We start from the raw sequence: 13,940 nt of genomic DNA, 5'->3' as shown, positions 1-13,940 counted from the left end.
TACGGTGTAGAACGCTAGGCGAACGTCCACAGGCGGGTCGTCCCGGAGCCGCCCGTCGTGGCGAAGCTCTGCCCGTGCGGGGCGAACACCACGACCTGGTCATCGTCGGCGTCGCCGGGAAGCGTCGCGGTGTTGCGCCGGGTCGGGACGTGCCAGAGCCGGACGTTCTTCTCGTCGGCGCTGACCAGGGTGTCGCCGTCCGGGCTGAACGCCAGGGCCTGGACGGCACCGTCGACGCCCTTCAGGGTGGTGTCCAGCGAGCCGTCGGACGTGCTTCGGAGCTCGATCGCCCAGTAGGTGCCGTTGGAGACCGCGATGGTCTTCCCGTCCGGGCTGAAGGCGAGGCTGGGGATCTCGCTCGCGCTCTCGGCCGAGTTCTCGGCGCCCTTGCCCGTCGAGACGTCCCAGAAGGTGAAGCGCCCGGACAGGCCCCGTACGCCCGCGAGCGTCCCGCCGTCCGGTGAGAAGGCCAGCACGTCGGCGTAGTAGTCGGTCTTCATCGAGACGGACTTGTCGGTGACGGTGTCCCAGATCTGGACGTACTGCGGTCCATTTCCGTCGCTGACGGCGAGTGACCGGCCGTCCGGACTGAACGCGAGCATCTCGACGTTCCGCGCTTTGGCGAAGGACTTGCGGACCCGCCCGGACGCCACGTCCCAGAGGTGGACGCCCCCGGCCTCGCCGCCGGTGGCGAGGGTCTTGCCGTCCGGGCTGAACACCATGGGCCGCCGGTAGGTCTTGGTGTCGCTCGTCTTACGGGAGACGACCTGCGCGGTGGACAGGTCCCAGCGCAGGATCGAGGAGAATCCCGCACCCCACAGGGTCCTGCCGTCGGCGGAGAACACCAGGTCCGACACGGCGACCTCCGAACTCGGCAGGGTGACCGCGGTGGGCGTGCCGATCGGCGTCTTCGGGGCGTTCCGCCGCCTGGCGGCGGGCGCGTCCGAGGGCCACAGCAGGACCGCCGGGACGGTCACGGCGGCGGTCGCCGCGACGGCCGCCCCACCGAGCAGGACGGCCCGGCGGGACGGCCCGCGCGACCGGCCCGGCCGTCCCGGCGGACCGGCGGTCAGCCCGGTCAGGACGTCCTGGACGGTCGGCCGCCGCTCGGGGGCCTTCTCCAGGCAGCCGGCGATCAGGTCGTGCAGATGCGGATCGGCGGTGAGGCCGGCCAGGTCCGGCGGCGCCCCGACGATCTTGTGGACGATCGCCGGGATGGTCGCCGCGTCGAACGGGCCGCGTCCGAGCGCGGCGTAGGCGAGCACGCAGCCGAGCGAGAACACGTCGCTCGCCGGGCCGGTGACGTCGGCGCGCACCTGCTCGGGGGACATGAACGAGAACGTGCCGACGACCGCCCCGGTCGAGGTCAGCGCGGTCGCGTCGGTCGAGCGGGCGATGCCGAAGTCGATGATCCGGGGGCCGTCGGGGGCCATGATGACGTTGCCGGGCTTGAGGTCGCGGTGCACCAGCCCGCACGCGTGGATCGCGGCCAGCCCCTCGGCCAGCCCCCGGCCCAGTTCGCGGACCGCGTGCGGCGCGAGCGGCCCCTGGCCGCGCACGACCTGCCGCAGGGAGGGGCCGGGGACGAACGCGGTCACCATCCAGGGCGACACGGCCTCGGGGTCGGCGTCGACGACCTGCGCAGTGTGGAACCCGCCGACCTTGCGGGCGGCCTCGATCTCGCGGGCGAACCGCAGGCGGAACGCCGGGTCGGCGGCGTACTGGGCGCGGACGACCTTCACCGCGACTTTGCGTCCGCTCGGCGAGGCGCCGAGGAACACCTCGCCCATGCCGCCCGCGCCCAGCCGGCCCTCCAGCGGGTAGGGGCCGACCTGCCGGGGGTCGTCACGGCGCAGCGGATCCACGGATCAGACCTTCCAGAGCGTCACGGAGCCGTCGGACTTGCTGCCGCCCACACCCGCCACGGTCCCGCCGTCCGGGGTGAGGGCGATCCTCTCGACGGCCTGGGAGTGGCCGACGAGCGTCGCGGTGAGCGCGCCGGTGGCGAGGTTCCACATCCGGACGGTCCGGTCGGAGCAGGCACCGAGAACGGCCGTGCCGTCCCGGGAGAATCTCGCGTCCTTCACCGACGCCTCGCCGGCCTTGATGACGCGCACGGCGCGGCGTTCGGCGACGTCCCAGATCCGTACGGTCTGGTCCGCGCCGCTGCTGGCCACCCGCTTGCCATCGGGGCTGAACGCGACGCCGGTGACGCTCTCGGTGTGGCCGACGAGTTGGCCGCGTTTGCGGAGCGTCCGGCCGTCGAGAAGCTGGACGGTGTTGCCGGGGGACTTCTTGTAGAAGCCGTCCGTCCCGACCGCGATGACCTTGCCGTCCGGGCTGAAGGCCACCGCGTTGACGCCGCTGTGGCCGAGGTCGAACGTCGCCAGCGTGCGGCCGTCGGCGGCGTCGAAGAGCCGCGCGTCGGGGTTGACGCCCGCGATCGTGCGGCCGTCGGGGCTGTAGGCCACCGAGTTCAGCCCGAACTGGCCGGTCCGCACGTTCACCCGGATGCGGCCCGTGGCGGCGTCCCAGACGAGCAGGGCGCCGGCGTTGCTGGCGGAACTGGCCACGAACTCGCCGTTCGGGCTGAACGCCAGGGCGCTCACCCAGCCCGTCTTGTCGATGGTGCGCAGGGCGCGGCCGGTGCCGACGTCCCACAGCGTGATCGTGCTGTCCAGGCCGCCGGCGGCGATGGTCCGGCCGTCGGCGGTGATGGCGACCTCGGTCAGGGTCTTGACGTTCTCGGCGGTGAGCGATCCGGTCGGGGAGATCAGGCCGCTGGGGCGGGGCGGGGCCGCGGGCGGCACGGCGGCCTTCCGCTCCCCGTCTCTTTGGGCCAGGTACACCCCGGCCGGGACGCCCACGGCGGCGACGGCCGCGACGGCCCCCGCTCCGATGAGCAGCGCCCGGCGGCCGACCGGTGCCGGGCCGATCGGCGCGGTGGCCGGGGCGGCGGCCGGGGCGTCCTGCTGCCGGGTCGCGATGAGCGTCGCGTTGGCGTGCGTGCCGGCGGCGTCATCCGGTACGGGCGTGCGCGCCGGCCCCGGAGCCGGGGCGGCGATGCGCCGCGGCGCGGTCATGAGCGTGTCCACGGTGGGCCGCCGCTCGGGGTCCTTGGCGAGGCACGCGGCGACGAGGGCGCGCAGGTCGTCGGGGACCCCGGACAGGTCCGGCTCCTCATACAGGACGCGGTGCACGATCGCCGGGATGGCGGTGGCGTCGAAGGGCCCGCGGCCGGTCGCGGCGTAGGCGAGCACACAGCCGAGCGAGAACACGTCGCCGAGCGGTCCGGCCGCCTCCCCCAGCACCTGCTCCGGCGCCATGTAGGCGTAGGTGCCGACGACCACGTTGTGCGAGGTCAGCACGGTCGCGTCGGTCGCGCGGGCGACACCGAAGTCGATGATCCTCGGCCCGTCCTCCGCCATGATGACGTTGCCGGGCTTGAGGTCGCGGTGCACCAGCCCGCACGCGTGGATCGCGGCCAGGCCCTCCGCCAGCCCCGCCGCGAGCGCCCGGACCGCCTCGGGAGCGAGCGGCCCGCGCTCGGCGACCGCCTGCTGGAGGGACGGCCCGGGGATGAACGCGGTGACCAGCCACGGTGAGACGGCGTCGGGGTCGGCGTCCACGACCTGCGCGGTATGGAACCCGCCGACGCTGCGGGCGGCCTCGACCTCGCGGGCGAACCGCCGCCGGAACCGCTCGTCCTCGGCATGCTCGGCGCGGATGACCTTGACGGCGACGCGGCGGGCGCCGGGCGAGATGCCCAGGAACACCTGGCCCATCCCGCCCGCGCCCAGCCGGGCTTCCAGCCGGTAGGGGCCGATCTGCCGGGGATCGCCGGGGTGCAGGGGTTCCATGTATCACCCGTCATTGGGCTCGGGGGCTCGCCGATTTCTAGCAGACATGGGTGTTCTCTCGACAGCGCCCCGAACGGAGTGTGACGCAGTGCATGAAGGAGGTGTCGCCGCCCCGGCCGGCCCCGGCGGCCCCTCGGCCGTGAACGCGGGGCGCGTTCAGCCGGCGGAGTCGTAGAGCTCGTCGATCAGCGGGGAGTCGCCGGCCCACCAGAGGTCGGCGGTGCGTTCGCGGCGGCCTCCGGCGACCAGGGCGGGGTCGACGGCGTCCAACCAGGGCGACTGGGGATCGTCTTCCACGAGTTCGGGGTCCTGGTCGTTGATCGTGGGGACGGGAACCGTCGCCTGCCGGTGCTTCACCATCCAGGAGTTGCGGAAGAAGTCGAACTGGAGGTGGTAGCCGGTGGCGGACTCGGTGAAGACGATCGGCGGGACCAGCAGGTGCACCACGCCGACATCGGCCCCGACCTCGATGTAGTTCTCAGGGAAGCCGCCGGAGTTCCAGCACGCGGCGAAGTTCACGGGGGTGAGCGCCTCCTTGCCGAGGACGTGGATGAGGTTCCCCTGGACGACGAACCTGTCCGGGTCGAGCATCACCTCCTCGCCGAGCATCAGGATCGGCGCGGGCGTGATGTGCGCCTTCGCGAAGGTCTGGGCGCGCGTGTAGAGGCCGACGATCTCCTCGTTGCGGGTGGCGTCGAACCGGGGCCCCTCATGGAACGGGCAGCACAGGTCGTCTCTCTCCTCCGGCTCGGGGAAGAGGACGGACTTGTCGAACGGCGTGACCGCCGACCCGCCGCGCCTGTCCTGGAGGAACCCGGAGATCCAGGCGGTGCCGTCGGCCTCGATCACGTCCGCGTCGCAGAGGGCGCGGAAGGGGGTGTCGCCGAGCTTGCAGTTGAAGTAGTCGAGGAGCGTGATCGCGGCGCACTCGGCGAGCGAGACCCCCTCGTCCTTGGCGAACCAGAAGTCGTGGCCGTTCGCGACGAAGTCCACGCCGCGGAACCGCTTGTGGACGAAGGGTTCTCGGGGGGCGCCGGGGACGAGGCCGGTCCAGTGCGCCGCGGCGACCTTGTCGTAGCAGGCGTCGGCGTGGCGGGCGAGCTCGGGGGCGAAGACGCTCTCGCCGGTCCAGTAGCAGGCCTTGCTGAACAGCGCGCCGATCTCTGGATCGTGCGTGACGTCCGGATCGGTGAAGATGAGTTCGGTGCGCAGGAAGACCTTCCGGCCATCGCGGTAGGGGGCGCCCTCGTGCTCGTACCGCTGGTCGAAGATCACACAGGTGAAAGGCCCGATCTCCTCGAGCGCGGCCCCGCCGGCGAGGTCGAGCACGGGCGCGGCCGAGCCGCCGGTGAGGTAGAGCAGCACGGTGTAGCGGGAGACGTGCCCGCGCGCGGCGTCGTAGTAGGGCGTGTCGAGGTGGCGGTGGAAGTTGGCGTCGTCCGGCTCGAACCGGTTGCAGCGGAACACGGGGTTCACGTGCGAGAAACCGTCGAGCTGCGGCAGCGCCGCGGTGACCGCCTCGGTGAGCGCGCCGGCGAGCAGGGCCGAATGGAAGATGAAGCGATCGCCGCCACGCGATGCGGCGTTGAGCGGGGGGACGTAGAGGCCCAGCGAGTCGAGGCGCTCGAGCCGGGCGCGGGCGGCGGCCGGAAGCCCCAGCGAGAAGGAGTACGCGTCCGTCGCGAGCGTCTCGCGGTCGGTGAGCTCGAACTCGAGCCCGGCGTCCTCGAACAGGTGGTCCAGCGGAAGGACGTTCTCGTAGGTGCGGAACGACAGCTCGCGCGGATCGACGAAGACGGCGGCGAGGTGCGGCGCGGCTTCGCTCGGCCGGGCGAACAGCTCGCGCGCGCCGGCCTCGATCCGTTCGGCGTCGACGAACCGCACCGCCTTGTGCCGCACGGTCGGGTGCCAGGAGATCGCGAGCCCGTCGAGCGTCGCGACGGGCTCGGCGTCGACGGCGTCGACCTCGGCGCAGTACCGGGCGACCTCGCCCGCCTCGGCGCGGCCGGTCGACAGGGCGAAGAACCGGTCGCGGAGTTCGGTGCTCACACGCTTCTCCAGTAGTTGCGCAGCGCGGGCGCGAGCTGCGGGGCGAGGGCCAGTCTCGTCACGCCGGCGGCGGTGACGTCGGCGCGGATCAGGTGCAGTTCGGTGAGCGAGCCGATGAACGGCGCCGCGAGCAGGGTCTCCGTCCCCTTCTCACCAATCCGGTTGTAGCGGAGGTCGAGCGCGGTGAGCCGCTCGAAGCTCCAGAGCGGGCGGACGCCCTCGGCACTGAGCCTGTTGCGTTGGAGGCGCAGGCGCCGGACGCCGCCGAAGTCGGGGGCCGCCGCCAGGGCGGCCAGGCCGGCGTCGCCGAGGCCGCAGTACCGCAGGTCGAGCGTCTCGATCCGGCCCTTTCCGGTCGCCGCCGCGAGGGCCTCCGCGCCGGGGGTACCGAGGGGGAAGTAGGAGAGGTCGAGCTCGACGAGCCGGCCGAGGTCGAGCGTCGCGAACGCGCCGGCCTCGACGGGCGGCGACGGGAACGGCTCACCGTCGTGCTCCGCCCATGCCTCCTCCCAGTCCTCCTCTACGTCGTCGTCGCCGACGGGCGGCGTGATCTGGAGCGCGGTCACGAAGCGTCCGCGCAGCGCCTCTTCGATCAGCGCGGGAGCGTCCTCGGACCACTCGACGGCGACCTTCGCGGCGAATCCGTACCGGCGCTCCAGAACGGTGACGCCCTGCGGCAGCGCCGCGTCCCAGCCCCGCTGCTCCTTCTCGGCGAGCGCGGCGATCTCGCGCTCCAGGGCCTTCCGGTCGGCGGGGCGGACGCGGGCCCGGCGCTGTTCCAGCCGGATCAGCGTGCCCCGGGCGTCGCCCTGCTCCAGAAGCCGATCGCCATAGGCGTGCCAGGCGGCGAGGTCACCGGGATGATCCCGCAGTCTCTGTTCAAGTGCCGCAGATTCCATCCGGCGCATCGTAATACCGGCCACTGACACTCGAGCCGCGCCGCGAGTCGACCTGGAAGAACCTCGCGACGGCCGCCGCCCGACCGCCGTCCACCCGCCGTCGCCCCGGCCCGGGAGCGGGTCAGGGGACCGGCTGCGCGAACGGGTCGTGCTCGGCCAGCAGCCTGTCGAGCCTGGCCTTGTCCACGCGGTTGTGGATGGTCTGGTCCTCCTGCTTGTCGCGGACGCACTTGGCCAGGGTGAAGGTGGAGGTGATCACGTACAGCAGACCGAGCGCGAGGAAGGCGCGGACCCAGCCGCTGACCGGCAGGTAGAAGACGCCGATGGCGACGGCGACGCTGGAGACGGCGAAGGAGATCGCGGCCTGGAGGAGGAACGCGGTGGTCCCCGGGGACGTGACCGGTGCTGGTGTCGTCATGCCATCGAGTGTGCGGGCCGCGCGGGGAACGCGCCTGAGCACGGATGCTCAAGCGGCGGTGAGTAGTTCGTCCCGGGTGTGACCGGCCGGCCACTGTCCGCGGACGCCACCTGACCGAACGGCTCGCAGGTGGACGATCAGGGCGAACGCGGTCCCGTTCGGCCGGATACGGTCACGAGTTGAGCACGGTGGCCACTCCTCCTGACCATCGCGCCGACCTGCTGTCATGCGGCGGTTGCGATCCGCTCCCGCCGTGGTCGCGGCGCCGCGGCGAGCTTGGGGCGCATTCAAAAGACCGAGGTCAACTCGGGTGCCGGGACGGTCGAGGGCGCGTTCCCGCGGGCACGGCGGTGACCGGGGGCGCCGGAGCCCGGATCGCCCGGCCCGGCGGGCGGCGGCCGATGTGTCATGGTCATCGACCGGACCGCCACCGAATCGATCATTGATCAACACAGAACCCTTTGTTAACGTGCCCCGCAGCCGAAGACCTCGGCTCTCACCGCAGGTGAGAGATCCATTCCACCGTGCGACGTTTGTCGCCCCGACCAACAAATTCTTCGGCCGTTCCGTTGCGTTCCTTGCCGACACAATCGGCGCTGTAGGCACTTGCTGCACCCGACCCCATGAAGTAGTCAGGTGAACGGTTCAATTAGATGACACTCCAGTCCCAGGCATCATCGGCCGACAAGGAAGTCGGCGGCACACTGGGGCAGCGGGTCCGCGCGTTCGCCGGCCATCCGCTGTTCCGAGGTGACGCCCAGGTCCTGCACGAGCCCAATCCCTACCGCCGCATGCTGGTCCCGGACGCCCTGGCGGAGTCCGACTTCGACCGGCCACCGGCGGCCGGCCAGTGGTCCGCGCACCGCTCGCTCGCCGCACACCGCCTGCTCGGCACCTTCTACGAGGCCGAGACGGTCCTGCTGCCCGAGCAGGGGCTCGCGGAGCTGCACGACGATTTCGACCTCTTCTACGGCACCGAGTTACGCGGACTCCGGGAGGGCTCGCTCTCGGAGCTGGAGCGGTTCGCCTTCGGCTGCCTCGACGACGCCGTCGACGTCAGCGGCGCCACCACCCGCGAGGCGCTCGACGCCTACTTCCAGCACGTGGTGGCCGAGGCCGGGGCCGGCCCGTCGCCCGCGTTGAAGGCCATCGCCGAGGCCCGCGACCGGGAGAGCGCCGCCGATCTCTACCTGGTGCAGCTCGCGCTCGACGGCCTCACCGAGGCGTCCGCCATGTCGCGCAACCTCGCCGGCGCCTACGGGCCCGAGCAGTCCGCGCTGTTCAAGATCTTCATCGACGAGTTCGGCTACGGCGTCTACGACGCCAAGCACACGACCATCTTCGCGAAAATGCTGCGCAGCCGCGCGATGGCCACCCATGTGCACGCCTACTGGAATTTCTATCTCGCCGGTCCGCTGGCGACGAACAACTACTATTACTACCTGTCCCGCGACCATGCGAAATTCTTCCGGTACGCGGGCGCGGTCACGTATGCCGAGGCAATTTTCGCACCCGCGTTCGTTGAGATGGTGAAGGTCTTCCGCGATATCTTCGGCGACGCGGTCGATCTGCACTACTGCGATGAGCACGCGCATATCGACGCGCACCACGGCCGGATCACCAAGGAACAGGTGCTGCTGGCCCTCGCCGACCGGCACGGCCCGCGCGTGGTCCCCGAGCTGCTGCGCGGCGTCGCCGAGGCGAGGCTTGTCGGCGGCTGGTTCGAAGAGGACACCGCGGCGCAGATCCGGTGGGCGGACGACCTGTCCCGGCACCGGGAGCTGGCCGGCGCGGCCCCGACGTCGGACGCGCCGCCCGGCCGGATCGTCCTCTCGCCCGAGAGCCCCTTCGGCACCCGCGGCCACGACGACGCCATGGTCCTGGAGATCGAGCGCGGCGAGGCCGACCTCATCGCGACGCCCACCGGCCCGGCCGAGCGGCTGACCCGCGGCGACGCGCTGCTGATCCCCGCCGGGCGGCTCTACGGCGTGAAGGCCGTGTCGCCCGAGGCCGTCTGTCGTCTGCACACGGTGACCCCCAGCGACTGACCGGCCCGCTCCCCCGCCGGGCGCCCCCGCGGCCCGGCGATTCCGTCCAGGGCGCGCCGCCCGCACCGCATGCCCCTGCCGCGTTCGCCCCTTCGTCAGCTCCCGCTTCCCGCTCCCAGGTCACGGGCTCGTCCAGGCCCCCCGCCATGACCCGCGCGCACGACTCCCAGCATCGTCCGAACGACATTTAAGAGGAGCCGATGACCCGCGTCATCGTCATGGACCTGAGCCGGCACAACACCGTGATGGTCGGCCACGACCGCTACTTCATCCTCCAGGCGGACGGGCGGCGGCTGCTCGTCCGCGACTACTGCCCGCACCGGGGCGGGCCGCTGAGCCTCGCCCGCCGGACCCCGGACGGACGGCGGCTCAGCTGCCCGTGGCACGGCACGAAGGTCGGTGTCGCCGCGGTGCAGCGCACCTGCCTGCCGATGGTGCTCAGCGGCGACGAGGCCGTCGTCCTGCTCCCGGAGGGCGAGGACGCGCCGGTCTCGGTCATCCGCAAGGAGGTCCTGGCCAACCTGCCGCCGGACGCCCCGTGCGCGGACGGCACGGGCGGCCCCAACACCCGCACGACCGGCGCCGCCACCGGCGACGCCGCCACGACCGGAACCCCGTGCCCATGACTCCGGTCCCCTCCCCCGCGTCCCCGCACCGCCGGCCGGAGGCGCCGGCGGTCACCAGCCCCGACTCATCGCCAGTCCCGAGCCGAGGAGGCACGATTGTGGAGACGACACGCGAATCCGACCTGATCGAACCGGTACCGGACACCGCCGGCACCCTGGAGCTCGCCGAGTTCCTCCGATGGGGCCGCGACCTGCACCAGCAGGGCCGCTACGAGGACGCGGCCAAGGCATACCAGCTCATCCTCGGTCTGGACCGGCACAACGAGGAGGCGCTGGTCGGCCACGGCCGGGCCGTCCGGCGCGCGGTGCCCCGCTGGCACTGGGAGATGCTGCACGACGAGGAGCGCGCCGAGCTGTACGACGTGGCGATCCGGCGCGCGGTCGCGGCGGACCCCGAGTCGCTGGTGCTGGACATCGGCGCCGGGTCCGGGCTGCTCGCCATGATGGCCGCCCGCGCCGGGGCGCGGCAGGTGGTGGCCTGCGAGGGCCAGCCCTCCGTCGCCGAGACCACCGCCCGCGTCGTCCGCGTGGCCGGGTACGACGACGCGGTCGGCGTCGTCTCCAAGATGTCCACCCGGATGTCAGTGCCGGCGGACCTGCCCCGGCGGGCCGGCCTGCTGGTCACCGAGATCGTCGACTGCGGGCTGCTCGGCGAGGGCATCCTCGGCACGATCGCGCACGCCCGCGAGCACCTGCTCACCCCGGACGCGACGATCATGCCGTCGCGGGCGCGGATCATCGTCCAGCTCGTCGAGAGCGCTCCGCTGCACCGCAAGAACCACGTGGGCAAGCTGTACGGCTTCGACCTGGCCCCGTTCAACCGGCTGTCGACGCTGGAGTACTTCGACTCCCGGCTCGACCGGCACGAGCACCGCACGCTCTCCGAGCCGCTTCCGGTGTTCGACTTCGACTTCTACACCGACGGCGCGGAACCGCGCCGGGCCGAGTTCCAGGTAAGGCCCACGGCGGCCGGGAAGCTGCACGCCCTCGCGTTCTGGTTCGAGATGGAGCTGATGCCGGGCATCACGCTGACCAACGCCCCGGGCCGCGGCTCGCACTGGAAGCAGGCGATCCAGGTCCTGCCCGTCCCGCCGCACGTCCAGCCGGGCGAGCCGGTGACGCTGGAGGCCGTGCACGACGGGGAGTGCGTGCGGTTCGGCGTGTCCGTCGGCGGCGTCCGCCAGGAAGCAGAGGAGGCGGCCGAATGACGATCACCACCGGCCCGATCACCACCGGCACCACCCCCGCCGGCATGGCCGCCACCGGCATGGTCACCACCGGTGCGGCCCCCGCCGCGGACGTGTCCGCCGCGCTCGCGGCGTACTGCGAGCAGCGGATCTTCCAGCCGACCCCGGACGTCTACATCACCGGCAACCCCTTCCAGCGGCCGATCGGCCCGCCCGGGGCGGGCGCGCGGGACTTCTCCGTCCCGGCCACCGAGGCGGAGTTCCTCGGCAGCGGCCAGCTCATCGCCGGGCGGGTGCTGTGCAACGCCTACGAGAGCGACATGATCCTTCTGCCGCCCGCCGGGCTGGCCACCGCCAAGGCGGACTTCGACCTCTTCTACGGCGACGAGGTCCGGCGGCTGCGCGACGTCGTCCGGCCGGGCCTGGAGCGCTACGCGTTCTCCTTCCTGGACGACGCCGTGCCGGCGCCGCAGGTGCGGACCCTGGAGGAGTTACAGGAGTACTTCCTCACCGAGGTCGGCGCGGCGGGGGCGCCCGCGGACGCCTCCAGCGGCAATCCCGCGGTCGACGCCGGCGCGCCGATGGCCGGCACCATGCGGCTCATCGCCGAATGCGGGCACCCGGAGGAGGCCGCGGGCCTGCACCTGATCCAGCTCGCGCTGGACGCGCTGACCGAGGCGTCGGCGATGGCGCGCAACCTCGGCGGCTCCTACGGCGTCGAGCAGTCCGAGCTCTTCAAGATCTTCAATGACGAGTTCGGGTACGGGGTCTACGGCGCCAAGCACAGCACGATCTTCAAGGAGATGCTGGCCAGCGTCGGGCTGCGCACCGACCTGCACGCCTACTGGAACTTCTACCTGCCCAGCTCGCTGGTCGGGGTGAACTACTTCAACTGGCTCACCGAGGACCACCGCGGCATGTTCCGCTACATGGCCGCGGTGACCTACCTCGAATGGCTCTTTGCCCAGGGGTTCGCCGACACCGGCGTGATGCTGCGCGCGGTCTACGGCGACCGGGTGGACGCCAAGTACTGCGACGAGCACGCCCACATCGACGTCCACCACGGACGCATGACCTACGAGAACCTGCTGCTCGGCCTCGCCCGCGCGCACGGCGAGATCGTCATTCCCGAGCTGGTGCGCGGGATCGAGGACACCAAGCTGCTGCTGCGGCTCGGCGACGAGGACTTCCGCGCCCAGATCGCCTGGGCGGACGCGCTCGACACCTACACCGAGGCCGGGGCGAGGCTCGCGTCCGCGGCCGGCGACGACGCCGCGGCCCGCACGCTGCGGCCCGGCGACCCGTTCAGCACCGGGGTCCGCGACACCGACACCCTCGTCGAGGTCACCGGCGGCGAGGTCGAGGTGCACGCGTGGGCGACCGAGCACCCGCACCGGCTCGGGAAGGGCGACGTGCTGCTCGTGCCGAAGAGCCGGCTGCACGGACTGAAGGCGGCCTCCGGCGAGGCCCGCGTGACCGTACGGACCATCGAGAGGACCTCCAACGATGACTGAGACCGACGCGCTCCCGGTCCACTCCTACAACGAGTGGGACCCGCTCGAAGAGGTGATCGTCGGCGTCATCGACGGCGCCGCGGTCCCGCCGTGGCACCCCGCCGTCGAGGCGACCGTCCCGCCCGAGGCGTGGGACTTCTATCGGCGCGGCGGCGGCGGCGCGTTCCCGGCCGCGCAGATCGAGGCCGCCCACACCGAGCTCGAGGGGTTCGTCGCGATCCTGGAGGGCGAGGGGGTGACGGTCCGCCGCCCCGACCCGGTCGACCAGTCCCGCCCGTTCGGCACCGCGGAGTGGTCGTCCACCGGGGGGTCCTCGCACACCTTCCCGCGCGACATCGCGCTGGTCGCCGGGGACCGGATCATCGAGGCGACGATGGCATGGCGGTCGTACTACTTCGCCACCCAGCCGTTCCGCACGCTCTTCAAGGACTACTTCCGGCGCGGCGCCCGCTGGGTCGCCGCGCCGAAGCCGGAGCTCACCGACGCCTCCTACAACCCCGGCTACGCCGCCGCGAAGCCGGACGGACCGCCGTCGCCGGACGACCCGTTCCCGGCCGGGACCTCGGTGATCACCGAGTTCGAGCCGCTGCTGGACGCGGGCGACTTCATGCGGTTCGGCCGCGACATCCTGGTGCAGCGCAGCCACGTCACCAACGGCTTCGGGATCGAGTGGACGCGGCGGCTGCTCGGCGACGAGTTCCGGCTGCACGAGGTGGCGTTCGTGGACGACCACCCGATGCACCTCAACGCCACGTTCGTCCCGCTGCGCCCCGGCCGCGTCCTGGTCAACCCCGAGCGGGTGCCCGAGCTACCGGAGATGTTCGCCGGCTGGGACGTGCTGACCTGCCCGGAGCCGGCCATCCCCACCGACCAGACGATGTACTTCTGCAGCCGCTGGATCGCGATGAACACGCTGATGCTGGACCAGGAGCGGATCTTCGTGGAGGCCCAGGAGACCGAGCTGCTGCGGCTGCTGGAGAAGGAGGGGTTCACCCCCATCCCGGTGCCGTTCCGCACGGTCAACACGTTCGGCGGCGGCTTCCACTGCGCCACCCTCGACGTCCGCCGCCGGGGCGGGCTGGAGGACTACTTCGCCGACTAGGCCGTGTTTCAAAGCCCGGCCCGGCGTCCTCGCCCAGGGCTCGGACGCCGACCGTGCTTGGGCGAGCGCGACATCGCTTCGCGATCTGGCCGGTGGGGCTCGCCTCCGGCATCGCCCCACCGGCCAGGTAACGCGCTCGCGCGACGGCCGAGGCACTTTGAGACAGGCCCAAGCCCAGGGCCGGCGCCGGCCGCGCAGTCCCATCCGCGCAGTCCCACCGACTTCCGCCCCTCCGAG

Annotated in this window: 10 protein-coding genes; 5 read left to right on the top strand and 5 right to left on the bottom strand. The window is 72.2% G+C overall.

What is annotated here, in order from left to right; translation table 11 throughout:
• Nucleotides 1–14 precede the first annotated feature (14 nt).
• The 5 genes from QP090_RS17270 to QP090_RS17250 all read right to left on the bottom strand — a co-directional run bounded on the left by QP090_RS17270 (nucleotide 15) and on the right by QP090_RS17250 (nucleotide 7,226).
• A complete protein-coding gene (locus QP090_RS17270) occupies nucleotides 15–1,865 on the bottom strand; it encodes a WD40 repeat domain-containing serine/threonine protein kinase (protein ID WP_285939939.1) in 1,851 nt (616 codons plus the stop codon).
• A 3-nt stretch (nucleotides 1,866–1,868) separates the two neighbouring features.
• Nucleotides 1,869–3,860: a WD40 repeat domain-containing serine/threonine protein kinase gene (locus tag QP090_RS17265; RefSeq protein WP_285939938.1), complete on the bottom strand. Its 1,992-nt coding sequence runs from the start codon at nucleotides 3,858–3,860 to the stop codon at nucleotides 1,869–1,871.
• Between the two features lie 156 nt (nucleotides 3,861–4,016).
• On the bottom strand, nucleotides 4,017–5,909 hold the full coding sequence (locus QP090_RS17260; protein ID WP_285939937.1) for a hypothetical protein: 1,893 nt from the start codon (nucleotides 5,907–5,909) through the stop codon (nucleotides 4,017–4,019).
• Nucleotides 5,906–6,808, bottom strand: coding sequence for a hypothetical protein (locus tag QP090_RS17255; RefSeq protein WP_285939936.1), 903 nt, complete (start codon nucleotides 6,806–6,808; stop codon nucleotides 5,906–5,908). Before QP090_RS17255 ends, QP090_RS17260 begins: the two co-directional genes overlap by 4 nt.
• Before the next feature lie 121 nt (nucleotides 6,809–6,929).
• A complete protein-coding gene (locus tag QP090_RS17250; RefSeq protein ID WP_285939935.1) occupies nucleotides 6,930–7,226 on the bottom strand; it encodes a YiaA/YiaB family inner membrane protein in 297 nt (98 codons plus the stop codon).
• A gap of 653 nt (nucleotides 7,227–7,879) precedes the next feature.
• On the opposite strand from QP090_RS17250, the gene QP090_RS17245 reads away from it, so the two are divergent.
• The 5 genes from QP090_RS17245 to QP090_RS17225 all read left to right on the top strand — a co-directional run bounded on the left by QP090_RS17245 (nucleotide 7,880) and on the right by QP090_RS17225 (nucleotide 13,703).
• On the top strand, nucleotides 7,880–9,274 hold the full coding sequence (locus QP090_RS17245) for an iron-containing redox enzyme family protein (RefSeq protein WP_285939934.1): 1,395 nt from the start codon (nucleotides 7,880–7,882) through the stop codon (nucleotides 9,272–9,274).
• A 200-nt stretch (nucleotides 9,275–9,474) separates the two neighbouring features.
• Entirely contained in the window at nucleotides 9,475–9,900 is a 426-nt protein-coding gene (locus tag QP090_RS17240; RefSeq protein WP_285939933.1) for a Rieske (2Fe-2S) protein, read from the top strand.
• 98 nt (nucleotides 9,901–9,998) lie between these two features.
• A complete protein-coding gene (locus QP090_RS17235; protein WP_285939932.1) occupies nucleotides 9,999–11,108 on the top strand; it encodes a 50S ribosomal protein L11 methyltransferase in 1,110 nt (369 codons plus the stop codon).
• Nucleotides 11,105–12,601, top strand: coding sequence for an iron-containing redox enzyme family protein (locus tag QP090_RS17230; protein ID WP_285939931.1), 1,497 nt, complete (start codon nucleotides 11,105–11,107; stop codon nucleotides 12,599–12,601). Before QP090_RS17235 ends, QP090_RS17230 begins: the two co-directional genes overlap by 4 nt.
• The gene (locus tag QP090_RS17225; protein ID WP_285939930.1) at nucleotides 12,594–13,703 is read left to right on the top strand and encodes a hypothetical protein; all 1,110 of its coding nucleotides are present in this window, start codon (nucleotides 12,594–12,596) and stop codon (nucleotides 13,701–13,703) included. The genes QP090_RS17230 and QP090_RS17225 overlap by 8 nt, the downstream gene beginning before the upstream one ends.
• The last annotated feature ends 237 nt before the right edge of the window (nucleotides 13,704–13,940 follow it).

Source organism: Actinomadura xylanilytica, assembly GCF_030283145.1.
Classification (GTDB): Bacteria; Actinomycetota; Actinomycetes; order Streptosporangiales; family Streptosporangiaceae; genus Spirillospora; species Spirillospora xylanilytica.
The sequence above is the reverse complement of the archived record's forward strand: the minus strand, read 5'-3'. Positions and strand labels throughout refer to the sequence as shown.